Raw genomic sequence first — 22,199 nt, 5'->3', positions numbered from 1 at the left:
AATGATGTAAATACACTCGCTATCTTTAATTTTCAAACAAGAAAATATACCCTGAAGCTAATGTAATTATAGTGAATAGTGAAACGTTCATGCGCGGTCTTTATCTCATTACCAATGATGATCCAATCCAATTATTATTAGAAAAACTAGATGTGGCTCTGGCGACAGGCAAAGTTGCGATTCTGCAATATCGTCGTAAGAAAGTGGCAAAAGCAGATCAGCCAAGTGAAGTAGAGCAGATCAAAGCACTTTGTGAAAAGCATCAGGTCTCATTTGTGATTAATGATGATTTGGCATTAGCGGAACAATTTGGTTTAGGTGTGCATCTTGGACAGTCCGATGGTGAAATAAGTGATGCTGCCGCACGTTTACCACAAGGTGTGATTATTGGCCGTACTTGCTTAAATTCATTAGAATTGGCGGAAAAGGCGATTGCTGACGGTGCAACTTATGTGGCCTTTGGTGCGGTTTATGCGACCTCAACAAAACCAGAAGCAGGCAATGTCGGCATCGAAGTGATTAAGCAAGCGAGACAAAAATTTGCTGTGCCGATTTGTGCGATTGGTGGTTTGACCGTTGAAAATTCTCAAATCGTAGTTGAGGCTGGAGCAAGCCTTTGTGCGGTAATTAGTGATATATTAGGACGATCAACAGCCGAAATTCCTGCTCGTGTACATGCATGGGCAACGTTATTTGACTAATTATATGCATCCGCTTTGCGGAGCTTTCATTGTTTCTCGGAACGACAGCGTTCCTCGTCCTTGATTCTAGGTTGAGTCTTTTATGAGTTTATCTCCAAAGCAAGAACAGTTATTTAAACAAGCAAGTAAACATATTCCGGGTGGGGTTAACTCGCCGGTACGTGCATTTAACGGTGTTGGTGGTACGCCTGTCTTTATTGAAAAGGCAAAAGGTGCGTATTTATGGGATGTCGATGGCAAACGCTATGTTGACTATGTCGGTTCATGGGGCCCAATGATTTTGGGTCATGCGCATCCAGATATTATTCAAGCGGTACAAACTGCTGCGGAAGATGGCCTAAGTTTTGGCGCACCAACGGTACATGAAACCACTTTGGCAGACACCATTTGCGAGATCATGCCTTCAATTGAATTGGTGCGTATGACCAGTTCAGGTACTGAAGCAACCATGACCGCGATTCGTTTGGCTCGTGGTTATACCGGCCGTGACAAAATTGTAAAATTTGAAGGCTGCTACCACGGTCATTCAGACTCATTATTGGTCAAAGCAGGTTCAGGTTTATTGACGCTTGGTGAAGGTGAGCCAACTTCAAAAGGCGTACCTGCCGATTTCGCCAAACATACCTTAACGCTCCCGTATAACAATATCGAGGCATTGAAAGAATGCTTTAGTAAGTTCGGTCATGAGATTGCGGGTGTCATCATTGAGCCTGTTGCAGGCAATATGAACTTGGTGACACCAATTGATGGTTTCTTGCAAGCGATTCGTGATGTGTGCGATGAATACAAATCGGTCTTTATCATTGATGAAGTGATGACTGGTTTCCGTGTTGCTTTAGGCGGTGCGCAATCTGTTTATAAGGTAAAACCTGATTTGACTACATTGGGTAAAATCATTGGTGCGGGCTTACCGGTTGGTGCTTTTGGTGGTAAACGTGAAATCATGGAGTGCATCGCACCTTTAGGTGGTGTTTATCAAGCAGGGACATTGTCTGGTAACCCATTGGCAATGCGTGCAGGTATTGCGATGTTCAAGCATCTGCGTGAACCAGAGTTTTATGACAAGCTGGCTGCACAGCTCGCAAAATTACTTGCAGGTTTACAGGCTGCAGCAGACGAAGCGGGTATTCCATTTAAGACCCAGCAAGTCGGTGGCATGTTCGGTTTGTATTTCACCGATCAAGAGGATATTACCAGCTTTGATTCAATGTTGGCTTGTGATGTTGAAGCATTTAAGAAATTCTTCCACGGCATGTTAAAGCGTGGCGTGTATCTTGCACCATCTGCATTTGAAGCAGGATTTATTTCATCTATGCATTCAGATCAAGATATTGCAGAGACCATTCAGGCAGCAAAAGAAACTTTTGCAGAAATGAAATAACGCTGTGATCTATACAGAAGCCCGATTTGTTCGGGCTTTTTTTATGGACGAATTTTAGCTTGAGCTCAATAGAGAACTTAACGGGTTTAAAAATAATAGATGATCGTAACGGAATCTTACCCAGTTCCCAACAGTTTGTATGCTAAACCTCCACGACGAAGCGCAAAGATAAACAATCTTTACTGTACCGCAAGATAAAATAATGCTTGAATAATAAACTATATTTTACGTTGGTCTTAGGCTGTGCTTTGGGCTTGCGTAGGCTGTAGATGGCAGTTGTATCATATCTAAAAGCTTTTTATAAGAAACCCATAGGAATGGAGTAAAACATGAAAACTAAACATTATTTAACGTCCGCTGATGTGGAAATTCTGGTTGATGCGGCATTGCAATATGCAACAGCGCGCAGCTTTAATGTCAGTATTGCAGTTGTGGATGACGGTGGAACGTTATTAATGATGAAGCGTATGGATGGCGCATCGGTATTATCGACACAGATTTGCCAAGAAAAAGCGCAATCTGCTGCGGTCAGCCGAAGAACCACCAAGGCATCCGAAGATATGATCCGTGATGGTAAGATCGGCTTTTTAACGATCAATGCAGCAAAAGGTATGTTAGAAGGCGGTGAGCCGATTGTCTATCAAGAGCAGGTTGTCGGGGCTGTTGGTGTGTCGGGTGTACAATCTTTTCAAGATGCAGAAATTGCTCAACATGCGATTCAACAATTTCTAGAGCAACAGACCTAAATCATCATTAAAATTCGAATCTGGATGAAAATTCGAGAGAAACACGAAAAAAATCAGTAAAAATACGTGTCATGCATTGTAATTCAGCGCCAAGCTTTTTATGATTGCCCGCTTGTTTTCATCCAGTCGTTGGAAGGCTACCTTGAATGATTTTCTAAGTGAACATTTGATTCATCGTGATGAAGATTTTATGGTCATCCATAAACCTGCAGGCCTACTTACTGTGCCGGGGAAAACACCTGATTTACAAGATTGTTTAATCAATCGTTTATTAGAATTAGAACCAAAAACTTTACTGATTCATCGTCTAGATCGCGATACTTCTGGCATCTTGGTGTTTGGTTTATCCAAATTTGGACAGAGCAATATTTCGCGCCAGTTTCAAGATCGTCAAACCTCAAAAATTTATCAAGCTTTGGTTGCTGGACATTTAGAAGGTCAGGGCACAGTCGATATTCCTGTGATTTATGATCCAAGCCGTCCACCATTGCATATTGTGGATGCTTCTTATCACAAGCTAGCATTAACCGAATGGCAAGCGATCGAACATTTAGAAATTCAGGGACAAGCTGTAACTCGAGTTAAACTCGTTCCGATTACAGGACGTTCACATCAGCTTCGTGTGCATATGCAATATTTAGGTCATCCGATTCTAGGTGATACCTTATATGCCACTTCAGAACAGCAACAGCTTTATCCGCGTTTGTGTTTACATGCAACGCAATTAAGCTTTGCGCATCCTAAAACAGGTGCACAACTCAGCTTTGATTGTGCTGTACCGTTTTAGTCTAAAAACTTTTTTATGAAACACGATGTGATGCACGCTATTTGATTGCGCTTTGTGTCAAAATACATCGTTGAAAACTACATAAAATGCCTTAACTTTTATTTGGGTCAGGGCATAAAATATGTAGGCTAACTTGAGATAAAGGTGGAAAAATTGCAGCAGTTTGCTATTGGTCAACGTTGGTTATCAGATACTGAAACTGAACTCGGTTTAGGGGTTCTTATTGATGTAGATGAACGTTCTATCAGCATTTTATTCCCTAAAAGTGATGAAACTCGTGTTTATGCACGTAACAATGCGCCTTTATCTCGCATCATCTTTAACGTTAATGATGAAGTACAAGACCAAGAAGGCATCAAGTGGACTGTTGAGTCGATTGAAGATCGTCATGGTGTGCTGCGTTACGATGTGGTTCGTAGTCTTGAAAATGGCGAACAAGAACGTAAGTCACTGAATGAAACCCGTATCGGTGCGCAAATCCAACTGTCAAAACCTTTAGAGCGTCTGTTAGCCAGCCAAGTTGATTATAAAGAGTGGTATGACCTGCGTATTGAAGCGATGTTGTTGCAAGCACAAATGCACACCAGTCCTTTACGTGGTTTTCTTGGTGCGCGTGTAGGCTTGATTCCACACCAGCTTTACATCGCACATGAAGTAGGTAAGCGTTTTGCTCCGCGTGTTTTATTGGCCGATGAAGTGGGCTTAGGTAAAACCATTGAAGCAGGTTTGATCATTCACCAACAACTAAAAACTGGGCGTTCTGAACGTATCCTGATTCTAGTCCCTGATTCATTGCAATATCAGTGGATGATTGAAATGCGTCGCCGTTTCAATTTGCAATTCTCGCTATTCGACTTAACCCGTACCGCTTCGATCAAAGAACATGATCCTGATCTCAATCCCTTCCTGACTGAGCAATGCATTATCGCCAGTGTTGACTTGATGGTTGACCACGATGACTTGCGTGAGCAAGCGATGGAAGCAGGTTTTGATCTATTGGTTGTCGATGAAGCACATCACTTAATGTGGAGTGAGGAAGAAGGCGGTAATGATCGTTATGATCTTGTTGAAGAACTCGCTGAACAAACAGCGGGTGTGTTACTGCTAACGGCAACGCCTGAGCAATTAGGCGTTGAAAGCCATTTTGCCCGTCTTCGTTTACTCGATCCGCAACGCTTTAGTAGCCTCGATCGCTTCCTTGATGAAGAAGAACAATATCAACATACTGCAAAAATTGCAGAAGTATTGATGTCAGATCAAGCATTAACAGAAGAGCATCTTGCTGCACTGGACGGCTTATTGGGGCATCGTATTGATGATCAGCCTGAACAGCGTATGCGTGCGATCCACGAATTATTAGATCGTCATGGTACAGGTCGTATTCTGTTCCGTAATACCCGTGAAGCGATTCAAGGCTTCCCAGGTCGTGATTGTCAGCCAGCACCATTGCCAGCACCAGAAGATTGGTCATTTGATGGCAAAATGCGTGAGCAAATGTGGCCAGAAGAAGGTCAACTGGATGGCGCATGGATGGAAAATGATCCGCGTGTGCCTTGGTTGATGGAAGTGCTACGCAAAGATTTAAAACACAAAAAAGTGTTGTTGATCGCGCGTAGTGGACCAGTGGTTGAAGCATTGGAAAACGTATTACGTTTACATGCGGGTATTCGTACCGCTATGTTCCATGAGGGTATGAGTTTATTAGAGCGTGACCAAGCTGCGGCATATTTTGCAGAAGACAGTTATGGTGCTCAGATTTTACTTTGTTCGGAAATTGGTTCGGAAGGTCGTAACTTCCAGTTTGCCAGTGATTTAGTTTTATTTGATTTACCCGCAAACCCTGACGTACTTGAACAGCGTATTGGTCGTTTGGATCGTATCGGTCAAGAAAACCGTATTCAGATCCATGTGCCATATTTGATGGGTACAGCACAAGAACGTATGTTCCGTTGGTATAACGAAGCGCTCAATATTTTCAGCAGTATTTCTCCAACAGCGCAAACGCTGCAAGAGAATTTTATTGTTGAATTAAAAGATTGCTTATTGGCAGATCAAGGTCAGACTTTTGAAGATTTGCTTGAAGAAGTGAATGTACAGCGTCAAGCCTTGGAAGCTGAATTACAGGCAGGTCGTGACCGTTTGCTTGAGTACAACTCTTGCCGTCCAGTGGTTGCACAGGGCATTGTACAAGCACTTGAAGATTATGATGACAACACCACTTTGCCAATGTTTGTGAAGCGTTTCATGTCATCAACCAATATTGATTTTGATGAGCAAAGCAATGGTACGGTAATCATCAAGCCGACGGATCAAATGCAAGTTCAAGGGATTAGCTTGGACGAAGAAGGAATGACTGCGACTTTCTATCGTGATCAGGCACAAATCCGTGAAGATGCGCAATATCTGACCTTGGAACATCCGTTTATTGAGAGTGTGATGGAGATGATCCGTACACAATCATTTGGTAGTACCAATGTTGCCTTACTAAAATCAAATGCATTGAAACAAGGTTCGGTGTTGTTGGAAGTATGGTTTAAGGTTGATGTCGTTGCGCCTAAAGCGTTGAACTTGCCATCAAGCTTGCCGAAGCAATTGATTCGTGTTTTGCTCAGTGAAAATGGTCAGGATTTGTCAGCGAAGATTGACCCAAGCATTTTACGTCCATACTTACACCATTTAGATGGCAATAGTTGCCGACAAGTAGTCAAAGCACGTCGTGATGTGATCGAAACACGTTATGCACAAGCTTTAGATATTGCCAAAGAATCATTACCAGAATTGATGCAACAAGCTAAAGAGCATTACAGCGGTAAATGGCAATATGAAATTGACCGTTTAAGCTATCTCAAGCAATTTAATCCAAGTATTCGTGAAGACGAAATTGAGCGGTTACAGAAGTTCCAGAAAGAAGGCTTAGGTCTATTGGATGGTCTATCTGTGACACCAGAAGCGATTCAGGTCTTGGTTGTGGTTAAGCCATAATTGGGACTGACATAAAAAAGAGGACTGTAACAGTCCTCTTTTTTATGGTTAGATTTTTAGTGATCAATATTGGCTTCCAAGAACCATAAATATTGATCCAGATCTTCAAGTGCTGCGTGAATAATATCTTCTGAAATCGGATCTTGAATTTCATCAATGGTATCACGTAGGTGATTGGCGACCACACCATAGCGATCTGCCAGTTCTTTTAAATGATCTTGTACCGCATGGATGGCGATAGGATAGGGTTTCAGATGAGACGTTTCTGCAACAGTTTGTGTCGTACCCAATGCTGTTCCACCGATCTGTACCGCACGTTCTGCAACATTGTCTAAATGGGTGATCAATGAAGTACGGAACATATCTAACATTTCATGCACCGCAATAAAGTTGCTACCCCGCATGTTCCAATGTGCTTGTTTGGTCAGTAATGAAAGATCGATTAAATTGGCAAGGATCTGATTTAAGATTTTTACGGTGGACTCTTTGATTGAGTCATCTAAATTATTACGGGTATAAACTTTTAAAGATTTAGCTGCTGAAGAATTCATAGTTACCTCATTCAATTATAATGTGATAAAACATAATGAACAAAAACCATTCATTTGCTGATTAGCTTATCGCTTGAAGCAAGGCGTGAGTGTTTTCGTTTTCTAGGCTTTTGTAAGTTTACTTATCATCAATTTTATTTTTGATAACGCCCGTTTGAATTCAGATTAAATGATGATTTCATTTGTTAGAGTATTTCTCTGTTTGTAAAAACAAGCTAAATCAATCCTGCATCCTTACATTCTAATTTGATGTAAGCATAGAAAATAGGTGCAACAATTAGACCGCTGAGACCAAAAATCGACTCGAAAATGAGCATCGCCAATAACACTTCCCAAGCACTGGCATTGATTTTGGTACCAATAATTTTGGCATTCACGAAATATTCAAGTTTATGAATAATGACCAAGTAAGCCAGAGAAATCGCTGCGACTGAGAGGGAAATGGTCAATCCAGCCATAATGATTAAAGTATTGGAAATCAGATTGCCAATAATCGGCAGTAGACCAAAAATAAAAGTCAGAATGGTCAGTGTTTTGGCAAAAGGTAAGTGGATATTAAATATAGGTAAGACAATAAAAACAAAAATAATGAATAAGCCTGTATTGATCAGAGAGATCTTCACTTGGGCAAATACGACATTTTTAAAAGAAACAGAAAGTTTTTGAATACGATGCAAGATTGCTGCTTTAAATGCAGGCTGAGGTGCATGTTGCTTAAAGTTTTGAATCGCAACCAAAATTCCGACAATCAGACCGATTAACATGGTGGCTAGATTATGCAGGATATCAGTGCCTGTGTTTTTCACGATGGATATATTATTTTTGATGAAAGACAAGATCTGATTTTTGATGTCGGCCACACTATGTGGCAGATACCCTGGCAAATATTGACTCATCTCAGCTTGGAACTTAATTAAGGTTTGATCAATTTTAAAGTTAAAGGAATTTAGTCCAGTCCCTTTTAAATCATAAATCACAAAGCTGATTAGGCTGGTAATAAAGAAGCCCAGTAATACGATTGTGAACACACCCAAAATAATACTGATAAAGATACGCGCACGTTGTCCATCAATATGTTTTTCAACAATCGAACTTAAACTATTAATAATTTCAAAAACCAAGAAGCCTGCAAAAAAACTTGGAAGCAGATGCAGGGGAATGACCATCATTAAAAACAAAGCCATCAGAATGAAACTGGCGATGATGCTTTGACGGTCATTGAGTAGATTCATGATCTATGGCCTAGTTTAGGTTGTTGTTATGCTAAAGGACAAAAATATGATTTTGATGACATCTATCCTATTGCTGTGCAAACAATTAATCAATTTCCGTTTCATTAATATGACGCGCACCTTCTAAAATCATGCGAATCATCACCATGGTTTGTTCTGCCACTTCAGTACGCTGCTCAGCAGGCAAATCGAGCACTTTTGCGCCCATGTTGAACACCAATTGAGTGATGGCTTTAGCCGCAAGATCAGCATGACTAAGCTTACTGTTATTCAAACGTTCTAAACGAATCAGGTCTTCTTGAAGCTCTTGCTGGAAGAAGCTAAGTTGACGGTCAACCGCTGCTTTATACGAGGTTGAGCCTGTATAACCTTCGCGTAATAACAAACTCAGGTTGCCTTCATCGGTATTCAACTGTTGAATAAATACTTCAACCGAACTGCGGATAATACTTTGCTGCTTTGAAGCCTGTAAGCGTGCTTCACGGATAATACGACGAAGTACCAAACCAGACTGATCAATCAGGGCAATTGCCAGTTCATCAATATCTTTAAAATGACGATAAAAGCTATTAGGCGCAATGCCTGCTTCTCGTGCAATTTCACGTAAGCTGAGCGAAGCGATGCTTTTTTGCGGGCCAATCAGGTTAAGCGTGGCTTGAAACAACTCTTCTTTGGTAATGGTTGCTTTTCTACCTACTGAACGCACAGGAGATTTCATAGGAATGACATCTTGTTCGTTTACGTTGTCATGACCGAGTGGTAAAAAAGAAGAATGAACCATTGTTTTCAATATATAAGTAAGCTACTCGGGATTATAGCGATTGTCTGTGGACTTGTGAAATGTAAATTCTTATACGAGTGTATATACAAATATATATACATATGTATAATAATTAGAAAACCACCAGAGTAAAACTGCTCATGCATGCAATTGAAAAGAGAAACTCTCTATTTAATTCGTTGGCTCACAGTGTGATGAACAGCCATGATGCCAATTTTTGGTTACAGAAAATCAATCCTTTATGGTCTATAAATCAGTCTCTTGCCAAAATCGTAAAAAAACAAATCGTGGCAAAAGATACGGTCAGCCTAATTTTGCAATGCAATCGACATGTGGTACGTGGCGTTGCAGGGCAGCACCATCCTGTTACTGTTGATATTGCAGGTCGTCACTATGAGCGTACTTATAGTTTGATGCAGGTGGATGCAGATCATCTTTGTTTAACCGTTAAAAAAGTTGATCAAGGCTTAGTGAGTTCTTGGTTGGTTGAGAGCAGCCAAACAGGAGATATCTTACGTTTGGGGCAACCCTACGGTGAGATGCAGCAGTCTGTTGCGACACCGCATTTGTTATTGCTGGCTGCTGGTAGTGGTATCACACCGATGTTGAGTTTGATTGAAGGCTTATGCCAGTCTAAACAATTGAATACAACATCAGTCCAATTGATGTATTGGGTTAAAACCCAAGCCGATGCTGCTTATGCTGAATATCTCAAAGAAGTCTCTGAAAATTTCGCTAATTTTAGTTATCAAATTTTTTATACCCAAGAACAGGATCAGCGTTTAAATCAGAATCACGTTGATCAATTGCTTGCTTTAGATCAAACCACTGTTTATGCCTGTGGGCCATCTGGTTTTGCTGCATCAGCAGAAAGCCTGTTTAAAGATGCTGCTGCACTGCAAACAGAAGCTTTTAGCTTAAGCCCGTTTGGTACCGATGCCACAGAAACCGGCTTTATCAATGTCATCTTAACCAAATCAAATAAAACTGTTGCGATTCCAAAAGGACAATCGATTCTGGCTAGTCTTGAGCATCAAGGCATTAAACCAAATCATGGTTGTCGTATGGGTATTTGTAATAAATGTGCTTGTAACAAGGCGCAGGGCGCGACCAAAAATTTATTGAATGGTGCTGCCAATAATGAGCCAACACAGCTGTTAAAAATTTGTGTCAATTCAGCCCAGTCTGATCTTGTGATTGATCTATAAGAGAGTAATTGATTATGAACATGCCTGTTAAGATGGAATTTTTTAAAAATCCCAAAAATCGTGATTTAACTGCTGCAGAATTAGATGCTTTTGCTCGTGAGCTCGATCAAATCAAACAAGAAGTATTGGATGATTTAGGCGAGAAAGACGCTAAATATATTCGCCGTGTCTATTCCACGATTCGTTATAGCAGTATGGCTGGGCGTGCTTGTTTGTTTTTAGGTTGGTTCCCACCAGCATGGTTACTCGGCACAGGTTTATTAGGCTTTGCCAAAATCATGGAAAACATGGAGCTAGGTCATAATGTCATGCACGGGCAATACGACTGGATGAATGATCCTAAATTTAATGGTCAAACCTATGAATGGGACACGGTAGGGACTTCAGACAACTGGCGTCAAACCCATAACTATAAGCATCATACCTATACTAATGTAAAAGGCATGGATGATGATGTTGGTTATGGCGTATTCCGTTTATTTCCAGAACAACGTTGGTCAAAGTTCACTTTAATTCAGCCGATCTATATCGTGCCATTTAGTTTGTTGTTCCAATGGGGAGTGGCAATCCAAAATCTTGAATTGGGTAAAGTGCTGTATAAGCGTAAAACCATGGCTGAGTTCAAACAAGAGTGGCAGCCTGCACAAAAGAAAATTTTAAAGCAGATGTTTAAGGATTATGTATTCTTTCCTTTGATTGCGGGACCTGCTGCGATTCCTGTATTTACAGGCAACTTGGTTGCAAACGGGATTCGTAATGTGTGGACATTCAGTATTATTTTCTGTGGGCATTTTACCAAAGACGTGGAAGTATTCCCTAAAGCAATTTTAAAAGATGAAAGTCGTGGACATTGGTATATGCGCCAGATTCGCGGTTCATCAAATTTAACTGGCTCAGAGGCTTTTCATATTTTGACGGGACATTTGAGTCATCAAATCGAGCATCATTTGTTCCCTGATATTCCTGCACGCCGTTATCGTCAAGTTGCACCGAAAGTGCAGGCCGTGTGTGAAAAGTATGGTTTAAACTATAATAATGCCAGTTTTGTAAAGCAGTTTGGTGAAGTAGTCGGGCGTATTTTTAAATATGCGCTGCCATTTAAAAAATAAGCGAAAATGTTTGAAAAAAGCCCTGAATGAATTTGCTTCAGGGCTTTTTTATTTTATTTCTTTTTTTGGGAAATCCACATGGTAATGGCGGCATGGAAAACTTTTTCATTGTGCTGATCAAGCACATCAACATTGACTAAGTATTCTCCAGCCTGTTCCCAATCGTAGTTAGGCTCAGCAGGCGTGGCAATTGCAATCAGATCAGTTTCAGCTTTCTTTAAATATTCAACTGTCATGCCTTTCGGAATCCAGCGATGGCTTGAAGGAACGGTCACCTCGGTCATGGTACCGCCAGCAAGCTCGGCCATATTACACATCGCAATCGCATGTACCGTGCCAATATGATTGAGTACAGTACGTTTTTTCTTAATGCTGATTTTGCAAGAGTTGGGTTTTAGCTCCTCAAATAAAGGAGAAATACTACTGAAATAAGGTGCCTTTAAACAGAGCATACGGGTAAATGTCCATTTACCAGCAGGTAAGACAGATACTTTGTTCCATAAATCTAGAGTTGAGGCCATGATTAAACTTCCTATAACAGAATTAAATTCTTTTACAGAATATAATTCTGTTTACAAGTTATGGTCAAGTCATACACAATAGTTCCGATGATTGGTAAATATGATTAAACTATGCAAGCAGCCCAACAATTATTAGAACGTTTATATCCACAACGTAGGTCATTATTAAAACGACAGATTTTGTTGGATGCTTTGTCATGCTTTATTGAATATGGTTTGGAAACCACCAGTATTGAAATGATTCGGGAAAAATCTGACAGTAGTGTGGGGGCGATTTATCATCATTTTAAGAATAAAGATGGCATCGTTGCAGTATTGGTGTTTGCAGCTTTAGATGATCAAGCTCAGCTGCGTGATCAATATTTACAACAAGCAAAATCGCTTAAAGAACTGCTTTATGCGTTGATCTATAGTTATGTCGACTGGGTATCTGATCAGCCTAAATTTGCACAGTTTTTATTACTTGCCCATTTTAGTGTGCAGCAGGGTGAGTTTCGGCAACAATTACACGATAAAAATAAACTCAGAAATCAAAAGATTGTCAGCTATATTTCCAATTACGCAGATGCTAGTTTATTAAAATCAGTGCCAGCAGAGTTAATGATGTCTTTGGTCATTGGTGCAACAGAAAGCTATTGCCGCGCTTGGTTGTCTGAAAAAGTAATGACTAATCCCAGAGCATATCGTGAAACTTTGGCGCAAGCTGCTTGGGATTCATTACAACATTTAAGCAAAAATTAATAATCGAAAATGATCAGGATAATAGATGAAACCCATCAGTGAGAATCAAAAATATACAGGGGCGTGTTTGTGCGGGGCAGTGATTTTTAAATTAAATCTGAAAAAAATTAAAATGATGTATCGTTGCTATTGCAGCTTATGTCGTAAGCAGAGTGGAGCTACATCGAATGCTTCAACCTTTGTGCAGACAGAATTATTTCAGTGGCAGCAAGGCGAGCAGTTGATTCGAACCTATATCAAGGATACAGGCTTTAATAGTAGCTTCTGTACACAATGCGGTTCACCTGTACCGAACGCACTTGGTATTAATCCAAAGATCATGTGGGTTCCTTTAGGATTGATTCAGGAAGACTTTAGCCCAGAGCTTGAGTTAAATTTTTGTGTGAACTCTAAAGTGAGTTGGGCCGAAACTCATCAAAAAATTACTGAATTTGATGAGCTGCCGAATATGGTTGAATTGAAAAATTATTTTGAAATGAATTCGTAAAAAGCCGAACTTAACAGCTCGGCTTTTTTTATTTAGAAGTCAAACGAAGTCTGTAAATAATAAGTACGGGAAGGGCCAGCATAGATCCCGCCGACCTGATCAGATGAACGAGTGTAATATTCTTGATTGAATAGGTTTTTTACCCCCAATCCTACTTTTAATCCCGACAATGAGGTGTTGGTAAAGTCATAGGCAGCACGCATGCCAACAATGCCATAACCCGGAATATTACCATAACGTCCAGTAGCATCATCCTTACCAGCAGCAACTTGGCTAGATTGTGCATACACATTGGTGTTGAAGGTCCATTGATCATATTTGTAATCAATGCCTGCATTACCAATCCAGTTTGAATAGAAATCTAGGTCATTGCCTGAGTCTTGACCTGCCGATGCCGTTGCTTTGGTATAAGTGGTATTGGCATATACAGATACATTGGCTAAAGTATCGTTGATGGCCCCCAAGTTATATTTCAAACCCAGCTCTGCACCCTTATGTTTGGTTGCACCAAGATTTGTATAAGTCTGAGTCGCATCATCACGTTTGAGTTGATCTGCGAAATCAATATAAAACAGGGTAAACTCAAGTGATAAATAATCATCTAAATAATGTGTTCCGATTTCATAGTTATCTGCCTTTTCAGGGTTCAAGCCATTCATCGCCAGATACGCACCATTAGAATCAGTATTAGTCATCTGGCTATATTGGAAAGGAGCAAATGATTTGCCATAGTTGGCGAAAATGTTCCATTGCTCATTGGCCTTATACATAACCGCAAAGCTTGGAAGTAGGGAATCATAAGTCTTGCTGGCATTGACGCCATTTAAAACCGAATAATCACGATTGAGCTTGTACATGTTTTCATTGATTTTAATCCGCTCAAATCGAAGTCCTGGTGTGAGTGACCAAGCACCTAGATCGGTACGGTTATCGACATAGAATGCATGAGCCTCGGTATCACCATCGGCTTTGGTCCAACCATAAAAATCGCGTGGACCTGTATCATTGTTATAACTTGCACGATCAACCGATTCACGGCTGGTTTCTTTTAAATAGCGATAGCCGACAGACACTTCATTAAGTGTATTGCCAAGAGGGAATGCATGTGAATAGCGAGGCTCAATTGCGGTGACTTTATAATCACGCGGTGCAGTTTGATAGACGCTAGAACCAAGACGTTCTACACCAGCATCACGATAACTATCGAGGTGATAAGTTAAAACTTCAAAAGCATTATTGTCTTTTTTATAATTATATTTGAGTGAGATATCATTACGGTTGCCTTCCATATAGTCATGGTTACGTAACGACTGATATGGATTTTGAGCATACTGTGCAGGCGTTAAACCTCCAGGCATGTCGACCTTGGCTTCGTAACGATGTAGGTTTGCTTCGATACTTGAATAATCATCTAAAGCGTAACTGGCCTTTAAACGTAGATCATTGATATTTGAATAATCGTTTTGATCTCGATAACCATCGCCATTTACCCCAGAATAGAGCAAAGCTAGACCTAAGCCATTGTCTAGTGTGGTTCCAACAAAGAGGTTTGGATTGACTTTTAAATTGCCATTTTCAGCAATTTCTGTGGTCATGCCAATGTTCGCTGCAAAATGCTCTGGAATGCTGCGCGTATTAAAATTGATAATCCCACCGACGTTTTGTGGCCCAAAGCGGACAGAGCCAGCACCACGAACCACATCAATCGATTCCATATTGCCCAAGGTGGTAGGTGCTAAAGAAAGCTGTGGTTGTCCATAAGGTGCAACAGCTAAAGGGACACCATCGATCATCAGCTGCGAACGGGGTGAAAATCTTGAGACTAGACCACGAACACCGATACTTAAAGAGGCATCACTACCTGAAGTACCTGAATTCTCAGAAGCTTGAATGCCTGGAACCGTACGTAGGGCTTCTTTTACGGAAGTAATGCCACGTGCTTCTAATGCTTGCTGATCAACTACGGTACGGGCACCAGAATGATTTAAAACCTTTTTAGCATTGGCTTGTTCCAACCAGTTTCCTTCTGCTTGAATTGAAATTGTTGCTAGAGTTTGGGTTGTATTCGCTAGGTTATCTTCTGCAAATGTTGTCGTGGCAAAGCAACTGATCATTGTTGCGATTGCACAGCTCAAAGATGAGGGCTTAAATTTGGAGAAATTAAGAGGAGCAGAAATCGAGCATGTCATAAGTGGATTGCCGAATGGGATGAGGTGGAGGAGATATTTTGTGCTATTATTCTAATTGATTATAATTCTCATTTATAGTTATTGTTTAGAAAAACTAATTAAAATTTCACATAAAATATATAATTTTTTTTGTTAAGAAGTGAAATGTATTCGAATACATAGGTCAAAAGATTTTATTGGTTGTCTTAATGTATACGCTACATATGAAGGTAAAAAGCCGAACTTAACAGCTCGGCTTTTTTGTTTGATTTAAAAATCATAAGAGGTTTGTAAAAAGAAGGTTCGCGGTTGTCCCACGTACTTGCCCCCTGTGGCATCCGATGAGCGCGTATAATATTGCGTATCAAACACGTTCTTTACACCACCTGCAATTTTTAAGCCATTGAGCTGATTGCTAAAGTCATAACCTGCTCGTACCGCAAAGGTTGAATAACCAGGGATGTTACCCGTGCGACCATCAGCGGTTTCTTCAGTTTGATAAACATTACCTGAACCTGGTGCATATTGTTTAGACTGCGCGAACATATCTGCATTAACTGACCAATGATCAACTTGATATGCTATACCCAAATTACCTATATGACGTGAATAATAAGATAAGTCTTTACCTTCAAATTTTCCGGCTTCTGAGGTTGCTTTGGTAAAGGTGTAGTTTCCGTAAACTTTTAAACCTTCTAAAGCATCAGCGAGCTGACCAAAATCATAGCTGATTCCAGTTTCAACACCCTTATGACTGGTGGCACCTAAATTAGTCCAAATACCTGTACCGATATTATCAGGGCGTTCCAGCATTAATTCTTTGTCAAAATCTAAATAGAAGACGGTCAATTCAGCACTTAAACCATTGCCTAGATATTTGGTTCCGATCTCATAGTTTTTAGATTTTTCAGGATGTAATCCATCAAGGGTAGTAAAGGCTGTATTGGTGGTTTTATTTACCATCTGGGTAGTGACTAACTGGTTATATTGTTGTGGGCCAAACGAAACACCCGCATTGGCAAAAATATTCCAGTTTTCGTTGGCTTTGTAGAGTACGGATAAGCTTGGAAGGAATTCTTCGGATTTGATTTTTGGATAAACTGTATTGGTAACAACACCATCTTGATAAGCAGTGAAATCATTGTGTGTATCAATAGATTCAAAACGTACGCCAGGCGTAATCACCCAATTCGCGAGTCCAAATCGGTTGTCGATATAGACCGCATGTGCTTTAGTGCCACCATCACTGGTTGTATTCGGAATTCGATCACCTGGTGTACCAGTCAGGGTGCTATAAGGAACGGTGCGGCCTGAAAACTCGGAACTTTCTTCCTGTAAATAACGATAGCCGACAGTGACTTCGTTATCCATTCCAGCCCAACTATAGGCACGTGAATAACGTGGTTCAATGCCAAAATATTTATAATCGCGAGGAGAGTTACTGAGTATGTTGGTGCCTTTATTGCCAATGGACTCTAAGTCACTGGTACGAAAAGAATCGACGTAATAGCCCAACAGTTCAAAGTTATTCTGTTCATCTTTATGGCTGTATTTCACTGATACATCGGAACGACGGCCTGCGAAATAGTTGCGGCTTTGATTGGATTGATAAGGATTGTCTGCAAATTGTGCGGCAGTCAAACCTTCTGGCATTTCTCCTCGGCCTTCGTAATGATGCAGGTTGACTGCAATGGCATCCTGATCAGTCCATTGATAGGCGGTTTTTAACATGACATCATCAATATCAATTTTATTATTCGCTTCACGATAGCCATCACCTTTACTACCTGAATAAAGTAAGGCTAGCCCTAAACCATTATCGAGTGTTCCACCAATAAACAAATTCGGTGTGTATTTCAGTTGATCTGTACCTGTTGCGAACTCAGTAGTTAAGCCAACTGAACCTGAAAAGGCTTGTGGAATTGCACGAGTAGTAAAGTTAATGATTCCACCAACGTTTTGTGGCCCAAAACGAACGGAACCCGCACCGCGAACCACATCAACTGACTCAATATTACCCATCGAAACAGGGGCTAAAGACAATTGCGGTTGACCATATGGGGCAAAAGAGAGGGGTACGCCATCCATTAACACTGTAGAACGTGGTGATAAACGTGAAGCCAGTCCACGTACCCCAAGATTGAGCGAAACATCACTGCCACCAGTACCGTTGCTGTCCTGAACTTGTACGCCTGGAATTTGTTTTAACGCATCACGAATAGAGGTGGTTGCGATTTCATCTAATCGTTTGCGGTCTATAATGGTTCTAGCACCCGCATGCTGTTGTACTTTTTCTGCATTGGCATTTTCTAGCCAATTACCTTGTGCCTGAATTGAAATTGTTGCAAGTGTTTGCGTTTCATTCGGTTGTGCTTCATTGGCAAAAGCCGCATGTGATATGCCACTCAATGAAATGGCAATGGCTAGACTCAGGTAAGAGGGCTGAAATTTTATTAATGACGCAGCAGAACAGGATGCAGATTTCATAACAATGCCAAGTGCTGTAAATTTCCCGAATCTTAATCAGTTATTGCATGAAATGAAATAAGAACGATTATCACTTATAACTATAGGATAAGTTAAGTTGATTGTTTTTTTGCTAAAGATATTTTTGGCTATTTAAAAGTACAAAAAACCGTGCTTAAGCACGGTTTTTTGTTGCTGTCAGCGCTATTATTTAAATTGGATTGAACCATTGGCACTGACGGTGATTTTTGATTCACCTGCTGCCATATCCTGAGCAGGGGCTGCTTCTGCCATGGCAAATTTGGCCATGCCACCGCGCATCATCGGTTGTGGGAAGTAATTGCTGGTATTTAGGTTTAGGCTAACTAAATTGTATTGTGCTTTACTCCAAGCTTGAGTAATTGCTAGTGCACGTTGTTGAAAGTTCTTCGATGCTTCAATCATCAGCTCATTTTCAACTTTTTTACGCTGTTCATCAGACACGGTAAAGTTAATCGATTGAGTTTGGAAACTCTGTTGTAATTCACTGATGAGCTGGCTTGCTGCTTTAAAGTCTTTACTTTCCAGTTGGATTTCAGCGCGAGCGCGCCATTCCTTCAATTTATTACTGTCATTGTCATACACAGGGTAGGTACTTTGTGCACCTGTTTCGACTTTGACCTGTGAATATTTACGTGCAATCGCTTGCGCTTGATTCATCAGTTGGTTGATCTGATTTGAGAGTTCTGCAGGTTGCTTATTGCTTTTCTCAACATAAAGCACGGCACGCATTTCATCATTGGCAACCTGACGTGATGCATCCGCTTGGATATTCACAATGTTGTAGTTCAAGTTCTCAGTCTCGTGAGCAAAAAGGCTTGGGCTCAATGCAGCCCCGATCATTAATGTAGCAAGTGCTAAAGTACGCATAAAAATGTCCTTAGAATTTGGTATCGAAAATTTATTTTTACCAGTTCGATATTAAAAAGAACTGATGGCGAACTTCTGCATATTTTGTGGTGACTTTGTAAGAGATTAGCAGTGTTTTGCAACAGAAAAATAAAACAAAAAATATTTAAAATCAGTTTATTAAGTCTATTAATTTGACCATTTATCTAAAAACGCAAGTGGGATTAAAAAAAGCTTACTTTCTTTAGCTTGTCACATAGTATGATGATAATCCATCATAGTTATTGGAATGAAATATTTTTTCAATAATTTAGATGCATGTAAGACACAAAAAGTGTTTATTTTATTTCAAAATTAGGTATCATCTCGCTCCTAGTTGAAAGATATAAACAAGTGTCTGCACTAGATTCTAAAAAGCACCGAGTCAAACGACCGCAAGTCACCAGACTTATTTCTTTTACCCATATCAGAGATGGTAATTCGATATGAGCGTTACTTCCGTAAATCCTGCCGCTAATGCAACTAACGAATATTATCTGACTCGCCAAAGTCAGATGGAATCGAATGTTCGTAGTTATCCACGTAAATTACCGTTAGCGATAGCAAAAGCACAAGGCTGTTGGGTTACTGATGTTGAAGGTACAGAGTACCTTGATTGTTTAGCTGGGGCAGGAACATTGGCTTTGGGCCATAATCATCCTGCGGTGATTCAAAGTATTCAAGACACATTGGCAAGTGGTTTGCCATTGCATACTTTAGACTTAACGACTCCTTTAAAAGATGCGTTTACTGAAGCGCTTTTGGCTTATTTGCCAGGCGGTCAAGAAGAATATTGCCTACAGTTCTGTGGTCCATCTGGTGCAGATGGTACAGAAGCAGCGATTAAATTAGCGAAAACTTATACGGGTCGTAGCACAGTGATTAGTTTCTCTGGTGGCTACCATGGTATGACGCACGGCGCGCTTGCAATGACAGGAAACTTGTCAGCGAAGAACGCGGTCAATGGCTTAATGCCAGGCGTACAGTTTATGCCATACCCACATGAATATCGTTGCCCACTTGGTTTAGGTGGGGAAGCAGGTGTTGACGCTTTAACTTACTTCTTTGAAAACTTCATTGAAGATGTTGAAAGTGGTGTAACTAAGCCTGCAGCTGTGATCCTTGAAGCGATTCAAGGTGAAGGTGGTGTTGTTACTGCGCCAGTAAAATGGTTGCAAAAAATCCGTGAAGTGACTGAAAAGCACAACATCGTTTTAATCTTGGACGAAGTTCAAGCTGGTTTTGCACGTTCAGGTAAAATGTTTGCCTTTGAACATGCAGGAATCGAGCCTGATGTGGTGGTGATGTCTAAAGCGGTAGGTGGTAGTTTACCACTTGCAGTATTGGGTATTAAACGTAAGTTTGATGCTTGGCAGCCTGCAGGTCACACGGGTACTTTCCGTGGTAACCAACTTGCGATGGGTACAGGTTTAGCATCACTTCAAGTGATCAAAGAACAAAACCTTGCTCAAAATGCGCAAGAGCGTGGTGATTTCTTACAAGCAGAGTTCAAGAAACTTGCACAAGAATTCCCATGTATTGGTAACGTACGTGGTCGTGGTTTGATGATCGGTGTTGAGATCGTTGATGAGCGTAAACCTGCGGACCATATGGGTTCATTACCAGCTGATGCTCAATTGGCTGCTGCAATCCAGACTGCTTGTTTCAACAATAAATTATTGCTTGAAAAAGGCGGCCGTAACGGTACTGTAATTCGTTTACTTTGCCCGTTGATTATCAATCAAGAAGAGTGCGTAGAGGCGGTTGCTCGCTTCAAGAAAGCTGTTGCTGAAGCATTAAAAGCAGTACGAGGCTAATTCATGGTTGATTTTGCAGAACATCGTAAAGCGTTACTCTGCAATGATGCTCAATCTATTGCTGACTATCAGTCAGCAATGGGCGAGGCGGTAAATGCCGTTTCAGCATGGTTGCAAAATGATAAAATGTACACTGGTGGTAGCATTAAAGATTTGCGCGAAGCAATCTCTTTTGCACCTTCAAAAGAAGGTCTAGGTGTACAGCAATCATTACAACGTATGGTTGAGCTTTTCCTCAACAAAAGCTTAAAAGTACATCACCCGCATTCACTTGCACACTTACACTGCCCAACCATGGTGATGAGCCAGATTGCGGAAGTGTTGATCAATGCAACCAACCAATCGATGGACTCATGGGACCAAAGCCCAGCGGGTTCTTTGATGGAAGTTCAACTCATTGATTGGCTTCGCCAAAAAGTGGGCTATGGTGCAGGTCAAGCAGGTGTGTTCACATCTGGTGGTACACAATCAAACTTGATGGGTGTATTGCTGGCACGTGACTGGTGTATCTCGAAAAACTGGAAAGACGAAAATGGCAAGCCATGGTCGGTTCAGCGTGATGGTATCCCAGCAGAAGCAATGAAAAACGTCAAAGTCATTTGTTCTGAAAACGCACACTTCTCTGTGCAAAAGAATATGGCAATGATGGGCATGGGCTTCCAGTCTGTTGTCACTGTTCCTGTGAATGAAAATGCACAGATGGATGTTGATGCACTGGAAAAAACCATGGCGCATCTTCAGTCAGAAGGCAAAATCGTCGCGTGTGTTGTTGCAACAGCGGGTACGACGGATGCTGGTGCTATTGATCCACTTAAGAAAATCCGTGAAATTACCACGAAGTATGGTTCATGGATGCATATTGATGCAGCTTGGGGTGGCGCACTGATTCTTTCAAATGACCATCGCGCAATGTTGGATGGAATTGAATTATCAGACTCAATCACGCTTGATTTCCATAAACATTATTTCCAAAGCATTAGCTGTGGCGCTTTCTTGTTGAAAGACGAAGCAAACTATCGCTTTATGCATTATGAAGCAGAATATTTAAACTCTGCTTATGATGAAGAACATGGTGTACCTAACCTTGTGTCTAAATCATTACAAACGACCCGTCGTTTTGATGCATTGAAATTATGGATGACGGTTGAAGCATTAGGCGAAGAGCTTTATGGTTCAATGATTGATCATGGTGTGAAATTAACACGTGAAGTTGCAGATTATATTAAAGCAACAGCGGGTCTTGAATTGTTGGTTGAACCACAATTCGCTTCAGTCCTGTTCCGTGTCGTACCAGAAGCTTATCCTGCTGAATTTATCGATAGCTTGAACCAAAACGTGGCAGATGAATTGTTTGCTCGTGGTGAAGCGAATATTGGTGTAACTAAAGTGGGTAATGTTCAATCATTGAAGATGACTACTTTAAGCCCAGTTGCAACGCTTGAAAACGTTCAAAATCTGCTTGCACTTGTGTTGGCAGAAGCTGATCGTATTAAAGATGCAATTGCTGCTGGAACATATGTTCCAGCGATTGATTAATTTCAATCTGGCACAACCATTAAAATAAAAAAGAGGTCTGAATAGACCTCTTTTTTAT

18 protein-coding genes are annotated in these 22,199 nt (G+C 40.8%); 11 read left to right on the top strand and 7 right to left on the bottom strand.

Annotated elements, in window-relative coordinates; all coding sequences use genetic code 11:
- The first annotated feature begins 89 nt into the window (after window positions 1–89).
- The 5 genes from thiE (at window position 90) to rapA (ending at window position 6,597) form a co-directional block, all read left to right on the top strand.
- Window positions 90–701: a thiamine phosphate synthase gene (gene thiE, locus NDN11_RS13185; protein ID WP_251111547.1), complete on the top strand. Its 612-nt coding sequence runs from the start codon at window positions 90–92 to the stop codon at window positions 699–701.
- A gap of 82 nt (window positions 702–783) precedes the next feature.
- On the top strand, window positions 784–2,082 hold the full coding sequence (gene hemL / locus NDN11_RS13180; RefSeq protein WP_167250687.1) for a glutamate-1-semialdehyde 2,1-aminomutase: 1,299 nt from the start codon (window positions 784–786) through the stop codon (window positions 2,080–2,082).
- 329 nt (window positions 2,083–2,411) lie between these two features.
- Window positions 2,412–2,828: a GlcG/HbpS family heme-binding protein gene (locus NDN11_RS13175; RefSeq protein WP_251109901.1), complete on the top strand. Its 417-nt coding sequence runs from the start codon at window positions 2,412–2,414 to the stop codon at window positions 2,826–2,828.
- Between the two features lie 142 nt (window positions 2,829–2,970).
- Window positions 2,971–3,615, top strand: a complete 645-nt coding sequence (locus NDN11_RS13170; protein WP_251109900.1) for an RluA family pseudouridine synthase — start codon at window positions 2,971–2,973, stop codon at window positions 3,613–3,615.
- A gap of 144 nt (window positions 3,616–3,759) precedes the next feature.
- A complete protein-coding gene (gene rapA / locus NDN11_RS13165; RefSeq protein ID WP_167250681.1) occupies window positions 3,760–6,597 on the top strand; it encodes an RNA polymerase-associated protein RapA in 2,838 nt (945 codons plus the stop codon).
- Between the two features lie 56 nt (window positions 6,598–6,653).
- Here the strand turns inward: rapA and dps are convergent, their stop codons facing one another.
- The 3 genes from dps to fabR all read right to left on the bottom strand — a co-directional run bounded on the left by dps (window position 6,654) and on the right by fabR (window position 9,161).
- A complete protein-coding gene (gene dps / locus NDN11_RS13160) occupies window positions 6,654–7,148 on the bottom strand; it encodes a DNA starvation/stationary phase protection protein Dps (RefSeq protein WP_251109899.1) in 495 nt (164 codons plus the stop codon).
- Window positions 7,149–7,363: 215 nt separating this feature from the next.
- A complete protein-coding gene (locus NDN11_RS13155) occupies window positions 7,364–8,380 on the bottom strand; it encodes an AI-2E family transporter (RefSeq protein WP_167250677.1) in 1,017 nt (338 codons plus the stop codon).
- 85 nt (window positions 8,381–8,465) lie between these two features.
- Window positions 8,466–9,161 (bottom strand): HTH-type transcriptional repressor FabR, encoded by a 696-nt coding sequence (gene fabR, locus NDN11_RS13150; RefSeq protein WP_167250675.1) that lies wholly within the window; start codon window positions 9,159–9,161, stop codon window positions 8,466–8,468.
- 140 nt (window positions 9,162–9,301) lie between these two features.
- Between fabR and NDN11_RS13145 the strand changes: the two genes are divergently transcribed.
- Window positions 9,302–10,369, top strand: coding sequence for a ferredoxin reductase (locus NDN11_RS13145; protein ID WP_251109898.1), 1,068 nt, complete (start codon window positions 9,302–9,304; stop codon window positions 10,367–10,369).
- A 14-nt stretch (window positions 10,370–10,383) separates the two neighbouring features.
- On the top strand, window positions 10,384–11,478 hold the full coding sequence (locus tag NDN11_RS13140; protein WP_251109897.1) for a fatty acid desaturase family protein: 1,095 nt from the start codon (window positions 10,384–10,386) through the stop codon (window positions 11,476–11,478).
- A gap of 53 nt (window positions 11,479–11,531) precedes the next feature.
- Here the strand turns inward: NDN11_RS13140 and NDN11_RS13135 are convergent, their stop codons facing one another.
- A complete protein-coding gene (locus NDN11_RS13135; RefSeq protein ID WP_251109896.1) occupies window positions 11,532–11,999 on the bottom strand; it encodes a hotdog fold domain-containing protein in 468 nt (155 codons plus the stop codon).
- A gap of 111 nt (window positions 12,000–12,110) precedes the next feature.
- On the opposite strand from NDN11_RS13135, the gene NDN11_RS13130 reads away from it, so the two are divergent.
- Window positions 12,111–12,740 (top strand): TetR/AcrR family transcriptional regulator, encoded by a 630-nt coding sequence (locus tag NDN11_RS13130; protein WP_251109895.1) that lies wholly within the window; start codon window positions 12,111–12,113, stop codon window positions 12,738–12,740.
- 25 nt (window positions 12,741–12,765) lie between these two features.
- Window positions 12,766–13,227 (top strand): GFA family protein, encoded by a 462-nt coding sequence (locus tag NDN11_RS13125; RefSeq protein WP_251109894.1) that lies wholly within the window; start codon window positions 12,766–12,768, stop codon window positions 13,225–13,227.
- A gap of 32 nt (window positions 13,228–13,259) precedes the next feature.
- Here NDN11_RS13125 and NDN11_RS13120 read toward each other — a convergent pair whose 3' ends face one another.
- The 3 genes from NDN11_RS13120 to NDN11_RS13110 all read right to left on the bottom strand — a co-directional run bounded on the left by NDN11_RS13120 (window position 13,260) and on the right by NDN11_RS13110 (window position 18,770).
- Window positions 13,260–15,416 (bottom strand): TonB-dependent receptor family protein, encoded by a 2,157-nt coding sequence (locus NDN11_RS13120; protein WP_251109893.1) that lies wholly within the window; start codon window positions 15,414–15,416, stop codon window positions 13,260–13,262.
- A gap of 249 nt (window positions 15,417–15,665) precedes the next feature.
- On the bottom strand, window positions 15,666–17,882 hold the full coding sequence (locus NDN11_RS13115) for a TonB-dependent receptor family protein (protein ID WP_251109892.1): 2,217 nt from the start codon (window positions 17,880–17,882) through the stop codon (window positions 15,666–15,668).
- A gap of 186 nt (window positions 17,883–18,068) precedes the next feature.
- Window positions 18,069–18,770 (bottom strand): SIMPL domain-containing protein, encoded by a 702-nt coding sequence (locus NDN11_RS13110; RefSeq protein WP_251109891.1) that lies wholly within the window; start codon window positions 18,768–18,770, stop codon window positions 18,069–18,071.
- A gap of 464 nt (window positions 18,771–19,234) precedes the next feature.
- Between NDN11_RS13110 and NDN11_RS13105 the strand changes: the two genes are divergently transcribed.
- A complete protein-coding gene (locus NDN11_RS13105) occupies window positions 19,235–20,605 on the top strand; it encodes a diaminobutyrate--2-oxoglutarate transaminase (protein ID WP_004652118.1) in 1,371 nt (456 codons plus the stop codon).
- 3 nt (window positions 20,606–20,608) lie between these two features.
- The gene (locus NDN11_RS13100) at window positions 20,609–22,141 is read left to right on the top strand and encodes a pyridoxal phosphate-dependent decarboxylase family protein (RefSeq protein ID WP_251109890.1); all 1,533 of its coding nucleotides are present in this window, start codon (window positions 20,609–20,611) and stop codon (window positions 22,139–22,141) included.
- Window positions 22,142–22,199 lie beyond the last annotated feature (58 nt).

It is taken from the genome of Acinetobacter sp. C26M (assembly GCF_023702675.1).
Taxonomy (GTDB): domain Bacteria; phylum Pseudomonadota; class Gammaproteobacteria; order Pseudomonadales; family Moraxellaceae; genus Acinetobacter.
This window is presented reverse-complemented; position numbering and strand designations above follow the sequence as displayed.

Coding starts and splice junctions, on each gene's coding strand:
- thiE (WP_251111547.1), top strand. CDS start 90: ATGCGCGGTCTTTATCTCATTACCAATGATGATCCAATCCAATTATTA.
- hemL (WP_167250687.1), top strand. CDS start 784: ATGAGTTTATCTCCAAAGCAAGAACAGTTATTTAAACAAGCAAGTAAA.
- NDN11_RS13175 (WP_251109901.1), top strand. CDS start 2,412: ATGAAAACTAAACATTATTTAACGTCCGCTGATGTGGAAATTCTGGTT.
- dps (WP_251109899.1), bottom strand. CDS start 7,148: ATGAATTCTTCAGCAGCTAAATCTTTAAAAGTTTATACCCGTAATAAT.
- NDN11_RS13155 (WP_167250677.1), bottom strand. CDS start 8,380: ATGAATCTACTCAATGACCGTCAAAGCATCATCGCCAGTTTCATTCTG.
- fabR (WP_167250675.1), bottom strand. CDS start 9,161: ATGGTTCATTCTTCTTTTTTACCACTCGGTCATGACAACGTAAACGAA.
- NDN11_RS13145 (WP_251109898.1), top strand. CDS start 9,302: ATGCATGCAATTGAAAAGAGAAACTCTCTATTTAATTCGTTGGCTCAC.
- NDN11_RS13140 (WP_251109897.1), top strand. CDS start 10,384: ATGAACATGCCTGTTAAGATGGAATTTTTTAAAAATCCCAAAAATCGT.
- NDN11_RS13135 (WP_251109896.1), bottom strand. CDS start 11,999: ATGGCCTCAACTCTAGATTTATGGAACAAAGTATCTGTCTTACCTGCT.
- NDN11_RS13130 (WP_251109895.1), top strand. CDS start 12,111: ATGCAAGCAGCCCAACAATTATTAGAACGTTTATATCCACAACGTAGG.
- NDN11_RS13125 (WP_251109894.1), top strand. CDS start 12,766: ATGAAACCCATCAGTGAGAATCAAAAATATACAGGGGCGTGTTTGTGC.
- NDN11_RS13120 (WP_251109893.1), bottom strand. CDS start 15,416: ATGACATGCTCGATTTCTGCTCCTCTTAATTTCTCCAAATTTAAGCCC.
- NDN11_RS13115 (WP_251109892.1), bottom strand. CDS start 17,882: ATGAAATCTGCATCCTGTTCTGCTGCGTCATTAATAAAATTTCAGCCC.
- NDN11_RS13110 (WP_251109891.1), bottom strand. CDS start 18,770: ATGCGTACTTTAGCACTTGCTACATTAATGATCGGGGCTGCATTGAGC.
- NDN11_RS13105 (WP_004652118.1), top strand. CDS start 19,235: ATGAGCGTTACTTCCGTAAATCCTGCCGCTAATGCAACTAACGAATAT.
- NDN11_RS13100 (WP_251109890.1), top strand. CDS start 20,609: ATGGTTGATTTTGCAGAACATCGTAAAGCGTTACTCTGCAATGATGCT.